Below are 21,201 nucleotides of genomic sequence, written 5' to 3'. Positions count from 1 at the left end.
GGCTTAAAGCTCTTCCATAGTGACGTGGTGGTTGGTGAACACGCAGATGTCACCGGCGATGGACAGGGACTTTTCGGTGATCTCGCGGGCGGAAAGGTCGGTGTTTTCCAACAGCGCCCGGGCGCTGGCCTCGGCAAAGTTGCCGCCGGAGCCCACGGCGATCACGCCGTGCTCGGGTTCGACCACGTCGCCGTTGCCGGTAATAACCAGCGAGGTGCTGTGATCGGCCACCACCAAAAGCGCTTCCAGCCGGCGCAGGGCGCGCTCGGTGCGCCAGTCCTTGGCCAGCTCCACGGCGGCCTTGGTCAAATGTCCCTGATATTTTTCCAGCTGGGCCTCGAAGCGCTCGAACAGCGTGAAGGCATCGGCGGTGCCGCCGGCAAAGCCGGCCAGCACCTTGCCGCGATAGAGGCGACGCACCTTGCTGGCGTTGCCTTTCATCACGGTGTTGCCAAGCGATACCTGGCCGTCGCCGGCCAGCGCGACCTGATCACCGCGACGCACGGATACGATAGTGGTCATGGAGAAAGCTCCTTGCGGGAGGAAAACTCCCGGTGACTGTCGATGCCGTCAAGCCGGCACCCGGAATGAAGCACGTCACCACAAAATGCGGGCGGGGGCGAAAAAATCAACCGTCGCCCGGAGAACCGGGCGGGGTCGGATCAGTCCTGCAGCTGGATCAGCAGGGGCTCGATGCCCTGGGTGCTCATCAGATCCCGGGCGCGGGTCAGCTCCCGGGTGTCTTCGTAGGGGCCGACCTGGACCCGGTGCCAGGTGACGCCGCTGGCCTTGACCTCGCTGATCTTGGCCAGAAGGCTCAGGTTCTGCAGCCGCGAGCGCAGCTCGTTGGCGTCGGCCACTTCGCGAAACGACGCCGCCTGCAGCATGTAATGGCCGGGCTCGGTGGGCGCCTCGCGGTCGGCGGCGGGCTCTTCGTCGGAGCGGCTCTTGGCGGCGATGACCTGGGCAATGGGGTCGCCGCCCTCGTCGTCCGACGCCGACGGCTCGGGCGGGGTTACCCGGGACGGCACCGCGCCGCCCGGGGCGATGACCTCGGACTCGGGCAGCAGGGTGTAGAACTCGAAGGTGGGCATGCCGTCGTCGTCTTCGGCCTGACTTTCTCCTTCGGCGCCCTTGCCGTCGCGCTGCTCGGAGGCAATGTCGTCCGAGGGCGGGGCGTCCTCTTGCCAGGGGGCGGTGCCGTTCAGGTGCTGGGCGAAGAAAAAGCCGGCGATCACCCCGCCAAGCGCCCAAAACCAGCCCGGCAGGTGCAGGCGGCGCTTTTTGGCCGGCGCCCTGCGCTGGGAGGTGGCGCCCCGGCGGGGCGGCGTCTTGCGCTGCTTGGCCATGGGTTACATCTCCTCGGGTGCGCTGACGCCCATCAGGTCGAGCCCGTTGCGCAGGGTCTGGCGGGCGGCGAGCCCCAGCGCCAGCCGGGCGTTGCGGGTGGCATCGTCGTCCACCATGACCTTGACGGCGTTGTAGCAGGTGTGGAAGTCGCCGGCGAGGTCCAGCAGGTACTGGGCAATTTGCTGGGGTTCGCGGTTTTTGGCGGCGTTTTCCACGGCTTCGGGGTAGCGCGCCAGGCGGTTGAGCACGGCCTTTTCCTGGTCGGTTTCCAGCAGGGACAGGTGATCAAGCGCCTGGGCGTGGTCAAAGGCTTTATCGTCGGCCTCGGCCCGGCGCAGCATGCTGCACACCCGGGCGTGGGCGTACTGGACGTAGTACACCGGGTTGTCGTTGGACTGGGAGCGGGCCAGGTCGATGTCGAACGTAAGCTGGGAGTCCGCCCGGCGCGCGGCGAGGAAAAAGCGCGTGGCGTCGCGGCCAACCTCGTCGATCAGATCGCGCACGGTGACGTAGCTGCCGGCGCGCTTGGAAAGCTTCACCTCGACGCCGGAGCGGGTGACCATCACCATCTGGTGGAGCACGTAGTCGGGAAAGCCCCGGGGGATGCCGGCCTCGAGCGCCTGGAGCCCGGCGCGCACCCGGGTGATGGTGGAGTGGTGGTCGGCGCCCTGTTCGTTGATTACCGTGGTAAAGCCGCGCTGCCATTTATCCAGATGGTAGGCGACGTCGGGCAGAAAGTAGGTGTAGCTGCCGTCGCGCTTGCGCATCACGCGGTCTTTATCGTCGCCGAAATCGGTGGTGCGAAGCCAGGTGGCGCCGTCTTCCTCATAGGTGTGGCCGTTGTCGACCAGCGTGTTGACCGCGGCTTCGACCTTGCCGTTTTCGTAAAGCGAAGATTCGAGGAAGTAGACGTCAAACTCGACGCCGAAGGCCTTGAGGTCAAGGTCCTGCTCTCGGCGCAGCCAGGCCACGGCGAATTCCTGGATGGCGGCGAGGTCGTCGGGGTCGCCGGCACCGGTCACCTCGCGGTCGTCGGCGACCACGGTGTGGCCGGCCAGGTAGTCGCGCGCCACGTTGGCAATGTACTCGCCGCGGTAGCCGTCCGCGGGCCAGTTGGCGTCGTCCGGGGTTAGCCTATTGACCCGGGCCTGGACCGAGCGGGCGAGGTTTTGGATCTGCACGCCGGCGTCGTTGTAGTAGAACTCCCGGGTGACGTCGTAGCCGGTTGCCTCGAGCAGCCGGCACAGGCAGTCGCCAATCGCCGCGCCGCGGCCGTGGCCCACGTGCAGGGGGCCGGTGGGGTTGGCGGAGACAAACTCGACCTGCACCTTTTCGCCCTGGCCGATCAGGCTGCGGCCGAAGGCGTCGCCCGAATCCAGCACCTGGGCGACGATTTGCGCGGCGGCGTCGGTGGCGGCGAAGAAATTGATGAAGCCGGGGCCGGCGATTTCCGTTTTCTGCACCGCGTCGTTTTCCGGGAGCTCGCCGATGATGGCCTCGGCTAGCTCCCGGGGCTTCATGCCGGCGGGCTTGGCGGTGGCCAGCGCGAGGTTGGTGGCGTAGTCGCCGTGGGCCTTGTCTCGGGTCTGATCAACCTTGATCGCCGGCTGGAGGTCGTCAGGCAGCACGCCCTGTTGCTTGAGCGCGCCGAGCGCGCTTTCGAGCAGAGAAATGATGGTGTCTTTCATGTGGGTATCCGGGTACGTCGGTGGCGGCGTGCGCGGGCGCCGGTCGGGGCGCGCCGCTGGTATGGCGATGGAGCGCTTGCGTCTGGGCGCTCATTATCAGCATTTAGCGGCGAGTTTCAAAGCGCCGTTCAGGCCAGCGTCTGGGGGTCGATGTCCAGCGACCAGCGCACTCGGCGGGCCTCAATGCTTGCCTCGAGCCACTGGGTAAGAAAGCTCGCGGCGGCATGCAGGCGGCTGCGCCGGTCAGCGCTTATCATCACGTGCAGGTGGTAGCGGTTCTGGCGCCGCTCCATGGGGGCGGGCACCGGCCCCAGGCATCGGGCGCGAGTATCGGTCTGGGTAAGCCAGTCGCCGAGCGCGGCGGCGGCGCTTTGGGCAAGGGCGGTCGCGGCATCTACGTGGGGGCTTTCTACTCGCAAAAGCGCCATGAAACCGCAGGGCGGAAGCCCGGCCAGGCGGCGCTCTTCCAGCAGCTCCCGGGCAAGCGCGCCGTAGCCGCGCTCGGCGAGAAGTGTCAGGTGCGGGTCGTCCGGGTGCAGGGTCTGTACCAGCACGCGGCCCGGGTCGGCGGCGCGCCCGGCACGCCCGGCGACCTGCTCGAGCAGCTGGGCGTTGTGCTCCATGGCGCGAAAGTCCGCGGCGTAAAGCCCGCCGTCGGCGTTGACCACCACGACGAGAGTGACGTGGGGTAGGTGGTGACCCTTGGCCAGCATCTGGGTGCCTACCAGCAGGCAGGGCTCGCCGCGCTGGATCTCGCGGAGCGCCTGCTCGAAGCTGTCCTTGCGCCTTGTGCTGTCGCGGTCGATGCGGTGGATGACGGTGTCCGGGAACAGCGTCTGCAGCGTTTCTTCGCTGCGCTCGGTGCCGCTGCCCAGCGCTCGCAGGTCGCCGCTCTGGCAGTCGGGACAGGCGTCGGGCAGGCCCCGGCGGCTGTCGCAGTGGTGGCAGGCGAGAAGCGGCGGGGCGCGGTGCAGGGTCATGCGCGCGTCGCACTGGCCGCATTCGGCCATCCAGCCGCAGGCGTGACAGGCTAGCGTCGGCGCAAAGCCCCGGCGGTTGATGAACACCAGCACCTGCTTGCCGGCGTCGAGGGTGGCCTTGACCGCCTTGACGGCGTCGGGCAGAAGCCCGCCCTGGCGGCGACGGTGGCGCAGGTCGATGAGTTCGAGTCTGGCCGGCGGGTGGCGGCTGGCGCGCTGGGTCAGGTGCAGGTGGCGGTAGTGGCCGCCAAGGGCCTGGTGCAGGCTCTCAAGCGACGGTGTGGCGCTGCCCAGCACTACGGGAATGCCGTGGTAGTGGGCCCGGGCGACGGCCAGGTCCCGAGCGTGGTAGCGCAGGCCGTCCTGCTGTTTGTAGGAGCCGTCGTGCTCTTCGTCAACGATGATTGCTCCTGGATTTGCCAGCGGGGTAAAGATCGCCGAGCGGGTGCCGATGATGATCCGCGCTCGGCCGCTGGCGGCGGCCTCCCAGACGTCCAGACGCTCGGCGTCGGTGAGCCCCGAATGCAGCGCCAGCACCGGGGCGTTGAAGCGCTGGCGAAAGCGCGAAAGCGTCTGCGGCGTGAGGCCTATTTCGGGCACCAGCACCAGCGCCTGCTGACCCCTGGCGGCGACCGCTTCGATGAGCTGCAGGTAGACCTCGGTCTTGCCGCTGCCGGTGACGCCTTCGAGCAGGCAGGGATGAAAGTCGGCGAGCCTTTCGTGGAGTGCGGCGAGCACGTCGGACTGCTCTTGATTAAGCGGCAGCGCTGGCGTCGCCAGCAGCGAGCCGCCGGCGGAACCGGCGGCGGCCGTTTCCACTTCCCGGCGCTCGAGGAGCCCCTTGTGCAGCAGCCGATTGAGCACGTCGTGGGTCAGGCCGTGGGCGGTAATCGCCCGGGTGGGTAGCCCGTAGGGGTGCTGCCCCAGCAGTTCCCACAGCTCGGCCTGGCGAGTGGCGCGGCCGAAATCCGGCGCCTCGGGGGCGTCGGGGTGACGGCGCCACAGGGTATGGGTGCGCCCGGCCATGGGAAAGCCCTGGCGCAGCCGCGCGGGCAGGGCATGGTGCAGGGTGTCGCCCAGGCTGTGCTGGTAGTAGCGCGCGGCAAAGCGGCACAGCCACCGCCAGTCCGCGGGCAGCGGGGTATCGTCCAGCGCCTCGCTCACCGCGCGCAGCTTGTGGCGGGGCAGCTCGCTTGTGTCGGCAAGCTCGATGACCACGCCTACTACTTCGCGGTGGCCAAAAGGCACGCGCACGCGAAGCCCCGGCTGCCAGCCGCAGGCCGGCGCCCGGGCGGCGGGGAGGTAGTCGAACAGCCGGCGCAGGGGCGAGGGCAGGGCCACGCGCAGGATGGACGCAGGCGAAACGGCGGGAGTGGGCAATTGGCCTCCGGCGTCAAGTTTGCTAGAATACGCGACCGCTTTGCGCTACGACGAGATCAAGGTCCGGCGCAACGGCTAACCGGTTAGCACGTTTTTCAACCCGTATGCGGTGCCTGGCAGGCGATCAGGTGGCGGCATACAGCTTTGTGAGGCTCACGATGAAACAAGGTATCCATCCGGATTACAACACGGTCACCGCGACCTGCTCCTGCGGCGAGAGCTTTACCGTAGGCTCCACCTCCGGCCATGACTTTTCTCTGGACGTTTGCTCCAACTGCCACCCCTTCTACACCGGCAAGCAGAAGCAGGCGACCACCGGCGGGCGCGTCGAGCGCTTCAACAAGCGCTTCGGCGCCGCCATGAAGCGCGGCTAAACGCCGCCCCGGCACCGCCCGGAAAGACACAACCCACGCTTTCGGCGTGGGTTTTTTGTGTTGGCGAGGAAAACGGCTGCCGCCGGCCGCCCCGTGTCGCGCACTGACCTATGCCATTTGTCGTATTGACGATAAAATCCGCTATGCTTGGGGAGCGAGAACATGCGTTCGGCGCCGTTTTGTGGAATACTTTTCCATAAATCGCTCTGAGCAAGCGAGAGGCGCGCCGGCGGCGACCGACGCTCCCGGCCTTAAGGCGCTTTTTTGCGGCGAAAAGCCGCGAAAGAAACGCGGAAAAGAAGGAAAATAGCCTTTCTTTTGGGGTGGCTGATACATTTGAGGCGGTTTGGTTTTTTCTATACGCTGAAACGCTTTTCCATTTTCAATGCTGAACTGGACTCTGACCATGAAGGATGCATTCAAGCAGGCGGCTCTGGACTACCACGCCAAGCCGATTCCCGGAAAACTTTCGGTAGAGCTCACCAAGCCGACCGCCACCGCGCGGGATCTGGCGCTGGCCTACAGCCCCGGCGTGGCAGAGCCGGTGCGCGAGATCGCCAAGGATGTGGAAAACGCCTACCGCTATACCGGCAAGGGGAACCTGGTCGCCGTCATCTCCAACGGCACCGCCATCCTCGGCCTTGGGAACCTGGGCGCCCAGGCGAGCAAGCCGGTCATGGAAGGCAAGGGCGTGTTGTTCAAGCGCTTTGCCGGCGTCAACTCGGTGGATATCGAAGTGGATACCGAAGACGCCCAGACGTTCATCGATACCGTCGCCAACATTGCCGATACCTGGGGCGGCATCAACCTGGAAGACATCAAGGCGCCGGAATGTTTTGAGATCGAGCGCGAGCTGATCAAACGCTGCAATATTCCGGTCTTCCACGACGACCAGCACGGCACCGCGATCGTCACCGCGGCGGGCATGCTCAATGCTTTGAACATCGCCGGCAAAAAGCTCGAAGACGCCCGCGTGGTCTGCCTGGGCGCTGGGTCGGCGGCCATTGCCTGCATGAACCTGCTGATTGCCTGCGGCGTGCGCCGGGAAAACATCTTCATGCTCGACAGCAAGGGCGTGATTCACACCGGACGCGACAACCTCAACGACTACAAGGCGCAGTTTGCCAACGAGACCGACAAGCGCACCCTGGACGACGTCATCGAAGGTGCTGACGTTTTCGTCGGCCTGTCCGGCCCCAACCTGCTGTCCAAGGAGCAGCTTGGCAAGATGGCAAAAACGCCCGTGGTCTTTGCCTGCTCCAACCCGGATCCGGAGATTCATCCCGACGACGCCCGCGCGGCCCGCCCGGACGTGATCATGGCCACCGGCCGTTCGGACTACCCCAACCAGGTCAACAACGTGCTGGGCTTCCCGTTCATCTTCCGCGGGGCGCTGGACGTGCGCGCCACGGCGATCAACGAAGAAATGAAGGTGGCGGCGGTTCACGCCATTGCCGACCTGGCCCGGGAGCCGGTACCCCAGGAAGTGCTCGACGCCTACGAGCGCGACGAGATGACCTTCGGTCGCGAATACATTATCCCTACGCCGGTGGACATTCGTCTGCTCGATCGCGTGTCTTCCGCCGTGGCCCAGGCCGCCGTGGACTCGGGGGTGGCGCGCAAGCCGTTCCCCGCGCACTATCCGCTGTCGTCCATCAGTGCCGTTTACGGTGGCTAATCCGGCTTTCTAGGCCTGCTTGACGCCAGCGCCGGCGCCCGCCTTTTGTGCGGGCGCCGGCGTTTTTGTGCCTAGCTTTCGGCGGTGGTGTGCAGCCGGGTCAGGCCTTCCTGGGCGGTTGAGGCCACAAGCGTGCCGTCGCGGCGGTAGATATGGCCCTGAGCGAGGCCCCGGGCGCTGCCGCTCCAGGGGGATTCGAGGACGTACAAAAGCCACTCGTCCACGCGAGCGTCGGCGTGCAGCCAGAGGGCGTGGTCGAGGCTGGCGATCTGTAGCCCCGGGTCGCTGAAGCTGACGCCGTGGGGCTCAAGGGCGGTGCTCAGCAGGTTGAAGTCGGACGCGTAGGATAGTAGATGACGATGCAGTGCCGGGGCGTCCGGCAGCGTGCCGTCAAAGCGGAACCACAGGCAGCGCCTGGCGGGGTGGGTCTCGCCCGGCGGCCGGGGAACCGGAAGAAATCGGCTCGGGTGGCCCAGGGTCTGCGCGTGCCGGGCCGCGCTGCTTTTTTGCAGCAGCGCCTCGGGACTCGGCACCTCGGGCATCGGCCGCTGGTGGGTCAGCGGACTTTTTTCCGAGATCTGGAACGAGGCGCTGCAAAAAAAGATCGGCCGGCCTTTCTGGATCGCGGTGACCCGTCGGGTGGTGAAACTACCGCCGTCGCGCACCTTGTCGACCTGGTAGACCACCGGGCGGTGGGAGTCGCCCGGGCGCAAAAAATAGCCGTGCTGGGAGTGGGGGCGACGCTCGTCGGGCACGGTGTGCGACGCTGCGGCCAGCGCCTGGCCGAGCACCTGGCCGCCGTAAAGCTGGGGCAGGCCCAGATCCTGGCTCTGGCCGCGAAACAGCGTCTCTTCGAGCGGCTCAAGATCCAGCAGCGCCACCAGCTGGCCGAGGGCATCGGTGCCGGGTGCAGGCGTGTGATTCATGGGGCAACTCCTTGGGGTATTATGCGACAGTCTGCTTACTTTAACGGAGTTTGTGCGCCATGCGCAGCGATGAGTATTACATGCACCGCGCTCTGGACCAGGCGCATCGGGCGGCGGCCGCCGGCGAAGTCCCGGTAGGCGCGGTGGTGGTAGGCGCGGCGGGCGAGATCATCGCCGCCGCTCACAATGCCCCGGTGACCGCGCTCGACCCCTGCGCCCATGCCGAGGTGCAGGCGCTGCGCGCGGCGGGGCAGACACTTGGCAACTACCGGCTCGACGGCTGCACGCTGTTTGTGACCCTGGAGCCCTGCATGATGTGCGCGGGGGCGGCGGTCAACGCGCGCCTGGAGCGCCTGGTGTACGCCGCCGCTGAGCCGCGTACGGGCATGGTGGAGTCCAGAGCCAACCTGCTGGCGCAGCCGTGGTTCAATCATCGGGTCGCGGTGACGCCGGGGGTGCTGGCGCCGGCATCGAAGCGGCTGCTCAAGCAGTTTTTTGCCGCCAGGCGCGGGTGAGTCTGAAGGGGCCGCTAATTCAGCGGCAGCACCAGGTCGAACGGCATCAGCGTTTCGCCAGAGGGGGCGTTTTCATTGAGCTGGAAGAACTGCTGGCGGCTGCGCTCGACGTATTTCAGCATTTCGTAGTAGCGGCGGATATTGCGCACATAGATGACCGGCTCGCCGCCCCGAGCGTAGCCGTAGCGGGTCTTTTCGTACCACTGGCGCTGCTGTAAAAGCGGCAGGGCCTCGCGCACGTCGCGCCAGCGGTCGGGGTCGCCGCCGCGCATCCGGGCCAGGTCCCGAGCATCGAACAGGTGGCCGAGGCCGACGTTATAGGCGGCCAGCGCCATGAACAGGCGATCATCGCCGGTGACGCTCGCGGGCAGGCGCTTTTCCAGCTGGCGCAGGTAGCGCGCGCCGCCCTCGATACTTTGCGCCGGGTTGCGCCGGTTGGTAACGCCGAGGTCCTGTGCCGTGGGCGAGGTCAGCATCATCAGGCCGCGCACCCCGGTCGGCGAGACGGCATCCGGGTCCCAGTGGGACTCCTGATAGCCCACGGCGGCGAGCAGCTGCCAGTCAAAGCCGGTATCGCGGGCGGCCTGCTGAAAAAGCGTCCGGTAGCGCGGCAGGCGCGAGTCCAGGTGGCCGAGAAACGTCCGCGTGCCGACGTATTCCAGGTAGTCGTCGTGGCCGAAGTAGCGCTTCACCAGCCGGGAGAGCTCGCCGCTTTGCCGAAGGTCGTCGAGAAAGCGATTGGCCTGCTGCAAAAAGGCCAGGTTTTGCCGGCCGGGGAGGGCCCAGACCATGGAGCTTGGCTTGCCCAGCAGAAAGCCGCGCTCGACGTTTTTAAAAAACAGCCGGTTGACGCGAAACTGATGGGCGAAAACCACCGCGGCGTCAAGGTCGTTGTTTTCTACCTGCGCCAGCAGGTCGGCGACTTCAAGCTCGCCGGACTCTTTCCAGCTGAGCGCCGGATAGTCCTTTTGCAGCTCGCGCAGGGTAGCGGCGGTGCCGGCGCCCTCGGCGCCGCGCAGCGTGCCGATCTCAAGCCCGGCCAGGTCTTCGGGGCCGCTAATGCCGTGAAGCCCCCGCCGGTAGACCAGCAGCGGCTGCATGTCGATAATTGGCCGGGTGAAGCTGATGCCCGGCGTGGTCGACGTCAATACCAGCCCCGCGGCGCCCAGATCCCCGCGGTCGCGTACGGCGGGCAGGACGTCGTTCAGGTGGTGGTCGGCCTCGAGGTTGAGGCTGACGCCCAGGTGGTCGGCGAAGCGGCGCGCCAGCTCGTACTCGAATCCGCCAGGGCCGCGGCGCCCCTCATAATAGATCGTGGGCGAGGTGCGGGTGTGCACGGTGAGAAAGCCTCGCTGCTTGATGGCGCGCAGTTGCTTGCCTTCCGGAAGCGGCGGAAAAGCCGGCAGCATCACCAGCAGGAAAACGGCGACACAGGCGAGGTAGCCGCCGGTGCGGGCGGAAAAATGGCGGCTTGGCGTCAGCATGGCGGCGTTAACATGGCAGGGTGTCGGCATTTGACATGGCGCAACGATACTAAGCCCCGGACGGGCTGTCACCCGGGCGATTTCGTCTGTCAGGCGCTTTCCAGTATCATGGCGCGAATTGCCGCTGTGCGGCCTGGTGATTTCCCTGCTCGAATTTTCCTGCTCTAGAGGCTTTCCGGATATGCTCGAACTGCGAGGCGCCCCCGCCCTTTCCGCGTTCCGTCATGCGCGACTGCTTGAAACCCTGCGCGAGCGCGTAGGCGACGTTGAAACGCTGACCGCTGACTATGTCCACTTTGTCGACCACCACGGCGAGCTTCCGGAGGCGGAGCGCGAACGCCTGGTGGAGCTGCTGGACTACGGCTGGGAGGGCCACCACGCCGACCGGTCCCGGGGCGAGACGGCGGTGGAAGGCGCCCAGCGCTTTCTCGTGGTGCCGCGGCTCGGCACTCTGTCGCCGTGGTCGTCCAAGGCGACCGATATCGCCCATAACTGCGGGCTGGAAAAGGTGGCGCGCATCGAGCGCGGCATCGACTACCGGATCACCTTCGCCACGCCGCCGGACGAAGACGCCTTCGAGGCGCTGATTGCGCTGCTGCACGACCGCATGGTGGAAACCGTGCTGTTCGACGCCTCGGATGCGGCCAAGCTGTTTGCCCGCCGCGAGCCCGCACCGCTTGCCAGCATCGACGTGCTGGGCGGCGGCCGCGAGGCGCTGGTGACGGCCAACCGCGAGCTGGGGCTGGCGCTCGCCGAGGATGAAATCGACTACCTGGCGGTGGCCTTTGCCGAGCTCGAGCGCAACCCCACCGACGTCGAGCTGATGATGTTCGCCCAGGCCAACTCTGAGCACTGTCGGCACAAGATCTTCAACGCCGACTGGACCGTTGACGGCGTCGAGCAGCCCCAGTCGCTGTTCAAGATGATCAAGAACACCTTTGCCAGCTCGCCGGACAACGTCTTTTCCGCCTACAGCGACAACGCCGCGGTGATCAAGGGCTCCCAGGGCGGGCGCTTCTTCCCCGCGCCGCTGACCGGCCAGGCCGACGAAACCGCCCGCTATAGCGCCCACCCCGAACCCATCCACATTCTGATGAAGGTGGAAACCCACAACCATCCCACGGCCATCGCGCCGTACCCCGGCGCCGCCACCGGCGCCGGCGGCGAGATCCGCGACGAGGGCGCCACCGGCATCGGCGGCAAGCCCAAGGCGGGGCTTTCAGGCTTCAGCGTTTCCAACCTGCGTATCCCCGAGTTCGTCCAGCCCTGGGAAACCTTCGACTACGGCAAGCCCGAGCGCATCCAGTCGGCGCTTGCGATCATGCTCGAGGGCCCGGTGGGCGGCGCGGCGTTCAACAACGAGTTCGGCCGGCCCAACCTGGCCGGCTACTTTCGTACCTACGAGCAGGACGTGCTCAGCAACGACGGCGTCGAGCGGCGCGGCTACCACAAGCCCATCATGCTCGCCGGCGGCTACGGCAACATCCGCGCCCAGCACGTGCAGAAGGGCGAGATCCCCGTAGGCGGCAAGCTGATCGTCATGGGCGGGCCGGCGATGCTCATTGGCCTTGGCGGCGGCGCGGCGTCGAGCATGGCTTCAGGGGTGTCCAGCGCCGATCTGGATTTTGCTTCGGTGCAGCGGGAAAACCCCGAGCTTGAGCGCCGCGCCCAGGAAGTTATCGACCGCTGCTGGGCGCTGGGGGATCATAACCCGCTGCGCTTCATCCACGACGTCGGCGCCGGCGGGCTGTCAAACGCCCTGCCGGAGCTGGTGAAGGACGCCGGCCGCGGCGGGCGTTTTGCGCTGCGCGACGTCCCCAGCGCCGAGCCGGGCATGAGCCCGCTGGAAATCTGGTGTAACGAAGCCCAGGAGCGCTACGTGCTCGCGGTGGCGCCGGAGGATCTTGAGACCTTCGAGGCGCTGTGCCGCCGGGAGCGCTGCCCCTACGCCGTGGTCGGCGAGGCGCTTGAAGATCATCATCTGGAAATCCACGACGGCCACTTCAACACCCGGCCGGTGGATTTGCCCATGAGCGTGCTGTTCGGCAAGACGCCGCGGATGCAGCGCGAATTCGAGCGTCAGTCGCCCGAGCGCTCGGACATGATGCTCGACAACCTTGATCTCCGCGAAGCGCTCAGCCGCGTGCTGCGCCTGCCGGCAGTGGCGTCCAAGAGTTTTTTGATCACCATTGGCGACCGCTCCATCACAGGTCTCGTGGCACGCGACCAGATGGTCGGCCCCTGGCAGGTGCCGGTGGCCGACGCCGCGGTGACCACGGCAAGCTTTGATACCCACGCCGGCGAAGCCATGGCCCTGGGCGAGCGGGCGCCGGTGGCGCTGCTCGACCCGGCGGCAAGCGCACGGCTGGCCGTGGCCGAGGCGGTCACCAACCTGGCCTGCGCGCCGATTGCGCGCCTTGCCGATATCAAGCTGTCGGCCAACTGGATGAGTGCGGCCGACCACCCGGGCGAAAATCAGGCGCTTTACGATGCCGTCTACGCCGTGGGCATGGAGCTGTGCCCGGACCTGGGCATCGCCATTCCCGTGGGCAAGGACTCCATGTCCATGCGCACCGCCTGGCAGGACACCGACGACAACGACGTCACCCGGGACAAGAGCGTGACGTCGCCGCTGTCGCTGGCGGTCACCGGCTTTGCTCCGGTGGTGGATGCCATGGCCACGCTCACCCCGCAGATCAATCTTGACCAGGACGAGTCCGATCTGATCCTGATCGATCTGGGCGACGGCCAGAACCGCCTCGGCGGCTCGGCGCTGGGCCAGGTCTACGGCCAGCTGGGGAAAGCCTGCCCGGACGTGGACGACGCCGAAGACATCAAGGCGTTTTTCAGCGTCATCCAGGGGCTCAACCGCGACGGCAAACTTCTGGCCTATCACGACCGCAGCGACGGCGGACTGATCGTCACCCTGTTGGAAATGGCCTTTGCCGCCCACTCGGGGCTTGAGATCAAGCTCGACTGGCTTATCGACCAGCCGGTGGATGCGGTCAGCGCGCTGTTTACCGAAGAGCTGGGGGCGGTGATTCAGGTCAGCCGCGAACACACCGCCGAAGTGCTGACGCAGTTTGCCATGGCGGGCATTGAAACCTGCGGCGTGATTGCTCGTCCGCGCTACGACGACCAGGTGCGGGTGACGCTGTTTGAAGAGCCGCTGTTGGAAACCACCCGCCAGCTGACCCAGCGCACCTGGAGTGAGACCAGCTACCGCATGCAGGCGCTGCGCGACAATCCCGAGTGCGCCAAAAACGAGTTCGACAGCCTGCTCGACGCCCGGGATCCGGGACTCTTCGCCGAGCCGTCGTTCGATGTCGACGAAGACATCGCCGCGCCCTTCATCAACCTTGCCAGGCCCGCCGTGGCGATCCTCCGCGAGCAGGGCGTCAATGGCCAGACGGAAATGGCCTGGGCCTTCGACAAGGCCGGCTTTGACGCCATCGACGTGCACATGAGCGACATCCTCGAAGGGCGGGTTTCTCTTGATCAGTTCAAGGGCCTGGCGGCCTGCGGCGGCTTCTCCTACGGCGACGTGCTGGGCGCCGGCGGCGGCTGGGCCAAGTCGATTCTGTTCAACCCCCGGGCCCGGGAGCAGTTTGCCGGCTTTTTCCAGCGCGACGACAGCTTTACGCTCGGCGTGTGCAACGGCTGCCAGATGCTCTCCCAGCTCAAGCCGCTGATCCCCGGGGCAGAAAGCTGGCCGGGCTTCGTACGCAACGAGTCCGAGCAGTTCGAGGCCCGCGTGGCCATGGTGCGGGTCGAGGAAACGCCGTCGATCATGCTCAAGGGCATGGAAGGTTCCATGCTGCCCATTGCCGTGGCCCACGGCGAAGGTCGGGCGCATTTCAACGACAGTGCCCACCTGCGCCAGATGCAGTCCGGCGGGCAGATCGCGCTGCGCTACGTGGATCATTACGGCCAGGTCACCACCCGCTACCCGGCCAACCCCAACGGCTCCGCCTCAGGCATTACCGGGCTGACCACGCCGGACGGCCGCGTCACCGCGATGATGCCGCACCCCGAGCGGGTCACCCGCGCGGTAACCAACTCCTGGCGGCCGAAAGACTGGCAGGACGACGGCGCCTGGCTGCGCATGTTCCGCAACGCCCGGGTATGGCTGGGATAATTCGCCACGCTGTTTAACGCCGACAAAAGCGCCCGCCAATGCGGGCGCTTTTTTGTGACCGGCTTTTATCCGCTACGCTTCATCCGGCCCGTAGATCAGGTTGATAAACTCGGTACGGTCGACGTCGCCGAAGTAGGCGTAGAGGTCAAAGCCGGCAAGCGCCGCCTCGATGTCCTGCCGGTCATAGCGCACGCCGACAAGCGCCTCTTCGATATCGCTGACCGGGTGCTGGCCGAAGAAGTCGCCGTAGATCTTGACGTTCTCGATCGTGCCGCCGCGCTTGACCTTGAGGCGGAAATCAATGATGCCGGCGGCAAAGTGGCGAGTGCGCTGGATATCGAATTCCGGCGAGCGGCCGTAGTTCCACTCCCAGCGGCCGTACTTTTCCTCGACCAGGGCGTTGATGCTTTCCCAGTCCTGCTCGGTCAGACGGTAGGTTTGGCGCTCGGCGCCGTCGGGGAAGATGCCGTCGAGGATTTTTTCCTTGAATGCCTCGGTGGAAAGCGGCGCGTCGAGAAACTCGGCGATGTTGGCCACACGCGACCGGGAAGACTTGTGGCCCTTGGACGTTATCTTGGTCATCTTCACGTCCAGCGCCCGGCTGACCTGGCTCAAGTCGCAGTCCAGCAGCAGAGTGCCGTGGTTGAACATGCGCCTGGTCGAGGAGAACTGGGCGTTGCCGGAGATCTTTTTGTCGCCCACCACGATGTCGTTGCGGCCCTTCATCTCGGCCGCCACGCCCATGCCGTTGAGCACTTCGATGATGGGCGTGGCAAACTGTTTGAAGTTATTCAGCTTGTCTTTGGAAAAGTCGGTGAGAAAGCTGAAGTTGAGGTTGCCCTGATCGTGGTAGACCGCGCCGCCGCCGGAAATCCGCCGCACCACGTGGATGCCGTGCTCGTCGATATAGGCCTGGTGGATCTCTTCCAGGGTGTTCTGGTTGCGGCCGATAATGATGGAAGGCGCGTTGATGTAGAACAGCAGGTAGTCCTCGCCGGCGGGGAGGTGGCGAATGCAGTGCTCCTCAATGGCGAGGTTGACGTGGGGGTCGGTGATGCCTTCGTTGTCGATGTAGATCATGGGCAGCCTTCAGCGTGAAAAGCGTCATGTCAGAAAAGGGAGGCCATTTTAGCATTGATGTCAGTGAATGGCCGGCTCGGCCTTGGCGTGGTCACCGGCTGGGTGCCGGGCTACCTGCTGCTTAACGGCCTTCTGCCGCTGGGTAGCTGAGCCTCTTGCGTCTTTTGGCCTGCCTGACTACTACGCTGTTAGAGGTGGCTAACGCGGAGGCGTCATGAGCAAAGGGCTGATCATAACGGCAGGCGCGCTTTTTCTGGCAGTGGCGGCTGTTACATGGCTATGGCGTTGGCCGGTTCCTGACGCCGTGAGCCAGCCAAGCAGCAGGATGAACTTCGACGGAGTGACCGAGGGGCTTTCCCCCGCGCCGCTATCCCACTATACGGCCCGAGACGGCACGCGGCTTGACTATCGCGACTATGACGTCGACGACCCGACCGCACCGCAAGCAGCGGCGACAGGGACAACGGCAAAGACGCTGGCGATTATCCTCCATGGCTCGGGCAGCGACAGCCGCTACCTCGGCCCGCTGGCCCGGAAACTTGTCGAGCAGGGCGCGGCGCATGTGGTCACGCCGGATATCCGCGGCCACGGCCGCGACCCCAAACGCCGGGGCGACGTGGATGCGGTGGCCCAGCCGCAGCGCGATATCGTCGATCTCATCGAGCATGTCAGGCAGCGCCAGCGGGTCGAGCGCGTGGTGCTCATCGGCCACTCGTCCGGCGGCGGCCTGGCCGTGCGCACGGGTGGCGGGCGCTTTGCTGAGGCGATCGACGACTACGTGCTGCTGGCGCCGTATTTGGGCCACGATGCACCGACGACGCGCCAAAAAGCCGGCGGCTGGGCGCAGGCCAACGTCGGGCGCATTGTGCTGATCGGCCTTTTGGAAAAGCTCGGCGTTCACGCCGCCTCGGGGGCGAAGGTGGTGCGCTTCAACCTGCCGCAAAGCATGCGCGACGAGTACGCCACGCCGGCGTATTCGTACCGTATGCAGCAGGCCATGGCGCCGCGCGACTGGCAGCGCGATCTTGCGGCGATTAGTGGGCGAGTGCTGCTACTGGCAGGGGCCAACGACGAAAGCATGCGCGTCGGACAATACCGCGAAAGCGTGGCGCCGCTGATCGACGGTGAGGTCGATGTGCTGGGTAATATCGCCCATCTAGATATTGTCCGGGCAGAGCTTACGGCCATCCGGGTTGCTCAGTTTGTTCAGCCGCCGGAAGCCCCCGTTTCTGCGGGTAAGTAACGCCTGTGCCCCAGCGCCGACGCTGCATCGGCCCAATGGTCTGTTACCGCTGAGCATTTCGTCTAAGTTGGCCGGGCTGGGTTTGCTCATTGGGTTAGTCCGGCCTATGTTGGAATGGCAACGCTGGAAACGACGACGCGACAGATAAGCTATCGGCTCACCGTCTTTTGGCATTTGCCGCTTTGCCGGTTCAGCCTTTGCCGGTCGTTCTACTGGCGATTGGACACAGCACACAATAATGACAAGAGAGTCTGCGCATATGCCCATCAAGACGTATTCGCGTATGGCTGCACTGGCAGCCTTGCCGCTGGCCATGGCCGCCGCCCAGGCGCAAGCCAACGAAATGGCGATTGCCACCATCCTGCCCGAAAACATGAGCAACAACTCGGTTTATCCGGCCCTGATACGCTTCAAGGACCTGGTCGATACGCGTACCGACGGCGCCATCAAGGTGAACATCTTCGGCAACAGCCAGCTGGGATCGGAAGTCGATACCGCCAAGGAAGTCCAGGGCGGACGCACCCTGCAGTCGACCATTATCACCACCGGCGCCATGTCGTCCTACTACGACGACTACCAGCTGATGACCGCGCCTTTCGTGTTCGACAACTGGCGCCAGGCCTGGGCTTTTCTCGACGGCGACTGGTTTGCCGATCTGATGGCCGGTACCGTTGAAGAAACCAATATGCGTTACCTGGGAACCTTCGACGACGGCGGTGGCTTCGTGGCCTTCACCAACAACGTGCGTCCAATCAAGACGGTGGAGGATCTCGAGGGGCTCAATATTCGCACCGAGGAGAACCCCGGGCACGTCGCCATCATGAAGGCGCTGGGCGCCTCCGCCACGCCGCTGCCCTGGGGCGAAGTCATCACGGCGCTGGAAACCGGCCTGGCCGACGGCCAGTTTAACGCCACGGTGCTCAACACCACCTTTAACTTCGACGAGGTGACCGACTACACCACCCTGACCGGCCACGTCTATAACAGCGCCGCCTGGCTGGTCAGCGAAGACTGGTACCAGAGCCTGACCGAGGATCAGCAGGAAGCCATCATTACCTCGGCACGCGAAGCCATCGAGATTGGCCACGGCATGTCCGCGGCGCTTGCCACGGCCGGCTGGCAGGAGTCCTGCGAGATCTTCAAGGAGTGCTACCTCATGCCCGCCGAGGAGCGCGACCGCATGGCCGAGATCGCACGGCCTGCCTGGAAGGACTGGATCGTCAACGACTTCGGCCTCGAGGCCGAGAAGGTCGACGCCTTCCTCAACGAGGTTGACCGCGTCGGGGAGGAGGTCAAACAGTCGGACATGGCCAACTACGGCCAGTGACGCTTTGTCACCCCCTCCGTCAACGTCGGCCGGCGCTGCCGGCCGGCTTTTGAAGCCTGTGAGGTTTGCCGATGCGCTTTCTGACGCCTCTCCGCCGCCTGAGTGACTGGGTCAACCAGGCGGCGATCGTGCTCTGCGTGGCCTGCGTGCTGGTCATGCTGGGCATTTCCTTCACGGCCTTCACCTACAAGCTGTTTACCGGCAGCAGCCTGAGCTGGACCTACTCCCTGGCGCGGCTTTTCCTGCCCTGGATCGGCTTTCTGTCCATGACCATTTCGCTGCGCTACGGCGAGCACGTGGCCATGACGCTGCTGGTTCGAACCCTGCCCCGGGCCCTTCTGAAGCTGGCCGCGGCCCTCTGCCTTGGGGTGATCGCGCTCTTTGGCGCGCTGCTGCTGTGGTACGGCTGGGGCTATTTCGAAAGCGCCCGCCAAGTCTACATGGTATCCGACCAGATTCAGGTGTCCGCCAAGTTTACTGCCGTGGTGCTGCCCCTGAGCGGCGCCATTATTCTGTTGCACCTGGTGCAGGGCTTTGCCTTGCTCGAACACTTCCTCGATGACGAGACGATCATCGAAGAGCTCATCGATGCCGGCGACGGGGAGAAGCGCTCATGATGCCCGCCATTATTGCCTTTGTGGTGCTGTTGCTGATCGGTACGCCGGTGGCCGTGGTGATGGCGCTCTCCGGCCTGGCCGGCGGTTTTGCCATGGGCGGCGAGCGCATGCTCGGGATCATCGCCGACCGCATGTTTTCCGGGGTTTCGGGATTTATGCTGATCGCCGTGCCTTACTTCATCTTCACGGCCGAACTGATGAATCAGGGGGGCCTGACGCAGAAGCTGATCGCCTTCAACAATGCGCTTTTTGGGCAGGTGCGCGGCGCGCTGGCCCACGTCAATATTTCGGTGTCGGTGTTTTTCGCCGGGCTGACCGGGGCCGCGATCACCGATACCGTGGCCATCGGCAAGATCATGATCCCCGAGATGAAAAAGCAGGGCTACGACGCCGAGTATGCCGCCGCGATTACCGCCTGCTCGTCGATTATCGGGCCGATTATTCCGCCCAGCGTGGTGATGGTGATCTACGCGACCCTGCTGCGCGATATTTCGGTGATCGACCTCTTTGCCGGCGGTATTATTCCCGGCCTGCTGATGGCCGTGGCGCTGCTGGCGGTGAGCTTTTTCCTGGCCTGGAAGCGTGGCTATCCCAAGCAGGCGCCGACGCCGCTCAAGGTGGCGTGGGTCGCTTTCCTGGTGGCCCTGCCGGCGATGATCGTACCGCTGATCATCCTTGGCGGCATCCTCTCGGGGCTGACCACCATCACCGAAGCGTCGGGCTTCGCCGCGGTCTATGCCATCGTCATCGGCGTGGTGTTTTACCGCAACCTGACCTGGCAGAAGATCTGGCAGGCGCTGGTGGTGACCGTGCGCTTCTCGGGGGTGGTGTTTTTTCTGCTGGCGACCTCGGCGGTGCTCGGCTGGTTCGTGACCCGTTCGGGCATCGCCCGGGACGCGGCGGGGCTGATTACCACCCTGAGCGACTCCATGTTCCTTCAGCTATTGCTGGTGTGCGCGCTGCTGCTGCTGATCGGCACCGTGATGGACGTCCTGCCGGCGCTGGTGGTAGTGGCGCCGGTGCTGGTGCCGGCAATGGTTCAGCTGGGCGTGGATCCGCTGCATTTTGCCATCCTGATGATCGTGGTGCTCAACATTTCCAACGTCACGCCGCCGGTGGGGATGACGCTGATGACGGCGGCCCGTATCGCCAACGTGCCCTTTGAGCGGGCGATTATTGCCTCGCTTCCGTTCTATATCGCCTTTGCCGCGGTGATCCTGCTGGTCGTGACGTTCCCGGCGCTGTCCACCTGGATCCCCTCGCTGCTCAAGTAACGCAGGGCTTATCACCCAAGACTTAGCGAACACGAAAGGGTCTATCGAGGTAACGTTGCATGAAGGTTTTCTACCATCCCGACCAGCAGCGCCACGACCCCGGAAGCTTCTGGCTGCAGGGGCGACCCGCGCCGTCGCCGGAACGTCCGCTGCGCGCCGAGCTGCTGACCCGCGGGCTGGCGGCTCTGGGGCTGGCGACCGCCGCGCCCGACGAAGTCGATACCCGGCGGCTGCGCGAACGTTTAAGCCGTATCCATAGCCCGCGCTATCTCGATTTCCTCGAGACCATCCATACCCGCTGGCAGGCGCTGCCGGATGCCGCCGAGACCGTGGTGCCCAACGTGCACCCCTGCGGCGGCGGTGCCCACTATCCGCGCCACCCGGTCGGCCAGGCCGGCTGGCATCTGCACGATATGGCCTGCCCGCTCGGCGCGGATAGCCATGCGGGCGTCCTGGCCAGCGCCGCGACCGCCCAGGCCGCCGCCGAATCGGTGCTCGGCGGTGAGCGCAGCGCCTATGCGCTGTGCCGTCCGCCGGGGCATCATGCAGGCCCGGAGCGGGCCGGAGGCTTCTGCTTTCTCAACAATTCGGCCCTGGCCGCCACGGTGCTGCGCGAACGCTTCGACCGCGTGGCGATTCTCGACGTGGACCTGCACCACGGCAACGGCACCCAGGACATCTTCTACCGGCGCGGCGATATCTGGACCGGCTCGCTGCACGCCGATCCCGCCGATTTTTACCCCTTTTTCTGGGGCGGCGCCGACGAGACGGGCGAAGGCGACGGGCTGGGGGCCAACGTCAATTTGCCGCTCCCCCTGGGCAGCGGCGGGGAGGCCTTTCTGGCCGAGCTTGATCGGCTGATCGAACGCCTGGACGACTTTCAGCCCGGGGCGCTGGTGGTGCCCCTGGGGCTCGACGCCCACAAGGACGATCCGCTGGCCGGGCTGAGGCTGGAAACCGAGGACTTTACCCGCATTGGCCGGCGGCTGGCCGCGCTGGCGCTGCCGACGGTGCTGGTTCAGGAGGGCGGCTACCCCACGGCGGCGCTCGAGCACAACTTGACCGCGTTTATGCGCGGCTTCAGTGTAGCTTGAGCGCAGGCCTAAGCGCGTTGAATCAATATCTTATCCACCATCACCAACAGCGA

The 21,201-nt window shown here is 65.5% G+C and carries 16 protein-coding genes; 9 read left to right on the top strand and 7 right to left on the bottom strand.

The window, feature by feature from the left end; all coding sequences use genetic code 11:
• Positions 1–3 precede the first annotated feature (3 nt).
• From hslV to ACZ46Y_RS11920, 4 genes are all read right to left on the bottom strand, one after another.
• Positions 4–522 (bottom strand): ATP-dependent protease subunit HslV, encoded by a 519-nt coding sequence (hslV, locus tag ACZ46Y_RS11935; protein WP_311883098.1) that lies wholly within the window; start codon positions 520–522, stop codon positions 4–6.
• Positions 523–662: 140 nt separating this feature from the next.
• Complete coding sequence (locus ACZ46Y_RS11930) at positions 663–1,349, bottom strand: SPOR domain-containing protein (RefSeq protein ID WP_311952308.1); 687 nt, start codon at positions 1,347–1,349, stop codon at positions 663–665.
• Between the two features lie 3 nt (positions 1,350–1,352).
• Entirely contained in the window at positions 1,353–3,038 is a 1,686-nt protein-coding gene (gene argS / locus ACZ46Y_RS11925; RefSeq protein ID WP_311952304.1) for an arginine--tRNA ligase, read from the bottom strand.
• 128 nt (positions 3,039–3,166) lie between these two features.
• A complete protein-coding gene (locus ACZ46Y_RS11920) occupies positions 3,167–5,398 on the bottom strand; it encodes a primosomal protein N' (protein ID WP_311952302.1) in 2,232 nt (743 codons plus the stop codon).
• A gap of 158 nt (positions 5,399–5,556) precedes the next feature.
• Between ACZ46Y_RS11920 and rpmE the strand changes: the two genes are divergently transcribed.
• Positions 5,557–5,772, top strand: a complete 216-nt coding sequence (gene rpmE, locus ACZ46Y_RS11915; protein ID WP_311952299.1) for a 50S ribosomal protein L31 — start codon at positions 5,557–5,559, stop codon at positions 5,770–5,772.
• A gap of 406 nt (positions 5,773–6,178) precedes the next feature.
• A complete protein-coding gene (locus ACZ46Y_RS11910; protein WP_311952297.1) occupies positions 6,179–7,450 on the top strand; it encodes a malic enzyme-like NAD(P)-binding protein in 1,272 nt (423 codons plus the stop codon).
• A 71-nt stretch (positions 7,451–7,521) separates the two neighbouring features.
• On the opposite strand, the gene ACZ46Y_RS11905 is transcribed toward ACZ46Y_RS11910, so the two are convergent.
• Complete coding sequence (locus ACZ46Y_RS11905) at positions 7,522–8,376, bottom strand: acyl-CoA thioesterase II (protein WP_311952295.1); 855 nt, start codon at positions 8,374–8,376, stop codon at positions 7,522–7,524.
• 59 nt (positions 8,377–8,435) lie between these two features.
• On the opposite strand from ACZ46Y_RS11905, the gene tadA reads away from it, so the two are divergent.
• Positions 8,436–8,891, top strand: coding sequence for a tRNA adenosine(34) deaminase TadA (gene tadA / locus ACZ46Y_RS11900; RefSeq protein WP_311952292.1), 456 nt, complete (start codon positions 8,436–8,438; stop codon positions 8,889–8,891).
• A gap of 14 nt (positions 8,892–8,905) precedes the next feature.
• Here the strand turns inward: tadA and mltF are convergent, their stop codons facing one another.
• Positions 8,906–10,405, bottom strand: a complete 1,500-nt coding sequence (mltF, locus tag ACZ46Y_RS11895) for a membrane-bound lytic murein transglycosylase MltF (protein WP_376717562.1) — start codon at positions 10,403–10,405, stop codon at positions 8,906–8,908.
• 151 nt (positions 10,406–10,556) lie between these two features.
• Between mltF and purL the strand changes: the two genes are divergently transcribed.
• On the top strand, positions 10,557–14,513 hold the full coding sequence (purL, locus tag ACZ46Y_RS11890) for a phosphoribosylformylglycinamidine synthase (RefSeq protein WP_311952290.1): 3,957 nt from the start codon (positions 10,557–10,559) through the stop codon (positions 14,511–14,513).
• A 72-nt stretch (positions 14,514–14,585) separates the two neighbouring features.
• Here the strand turns inward: purL and ACZ46Y_RS11885 are convergent, their stop codons facing one another.
• Complete coding sequence (locus tag ACZ46Y_RS11885; RefSeq protein WP_311952286.1) at positions 14,586–15,593, bottom strand: lipoate--protein ligase; 1,008 nt, start codon at positions 15,591–15,593, stop codon at positions 14,586–14,588.
• A gap of 325 nt (positions 15,594–15,918) precedes the next feature.
• On the opposite strand from ACZ46Y_RS11885, the gene ACZ46Y_RS11880 reads away from it, so the two are divergent.
• The 5 genes from ACZ46Y_RS11880 (at position 15,919) to ACZ46Y_RS11860 (ending at position 21,148) form a co-directional block, all read left to right on the top strand.
• Complete coding sequence (locus ACZ46Y_RS11880; protein WP_311952284.1) at positions 15,919–16,836, top strand: alpha/beta hydrolase; 918 nt, start codon at positions 15,919–15,921, stop codon at positions 16,834–16,836.
• A gap of 259 nt (positions 16,837–17,095) precedes the next feature.
• Positions 17,096–18,163, top strand: coding sequence for a TRAP transporter substrate-binding protein DctP (dctP, locus tag ACZ46Y_RS11875; RefSeq protein WP_376717561.1), 1,068 nt, complete (start codon positions 17,096–17,098; stop codon positions 18,161–18,163).
• Between the two features lie 71 nt (positions 18,164–18,234).
• Positions 18,235–18,780, top strand: coding sequence for a TRAP transporter small permease (locus ACZ46Y_RS11870; protein ID WP_311952279.1), 546 nt, complete (start codon positions 18,235–18,237; stop codon positions 18,778–18,780).
• Positions 18,777–20,054 (top strand): TRAP transporter large permease, encoded by a 1,278-nt coding sequence (locus ACZ46Y_RS11865; protein ID WP_311952276.1) that lies wholly within the window; start codon positions 18,777–18,779, stop codon positions 20,052–20,054. Before ACZ46Y_RS11870 ends, ACZ46Y_RS11865 begins: the two co-directional genes overlap by 4 nt.
• A gap of 59 nt (positions 20,055–20,113) precedes the next feature.
• On the top strand, positions 20,114–21,148 hold the full coding sequence (locus tag ACZ46Y_RS11860; RefSeq protein WP_311952274.1) for a histone deacetylase family protein: 1,035 nt from the start codon (positions 20,114–20,116) through the stop codon (positions 21,146–21,148).
• Positions 21,149–21,201 lie beyond the last annotated feature (53 nt).

Source organism: Halomonas garicola (genome assembly GCF_055382465.1).
This window is presented reverse-complemented; position numbering and strand designations above follow the sequence as displayed.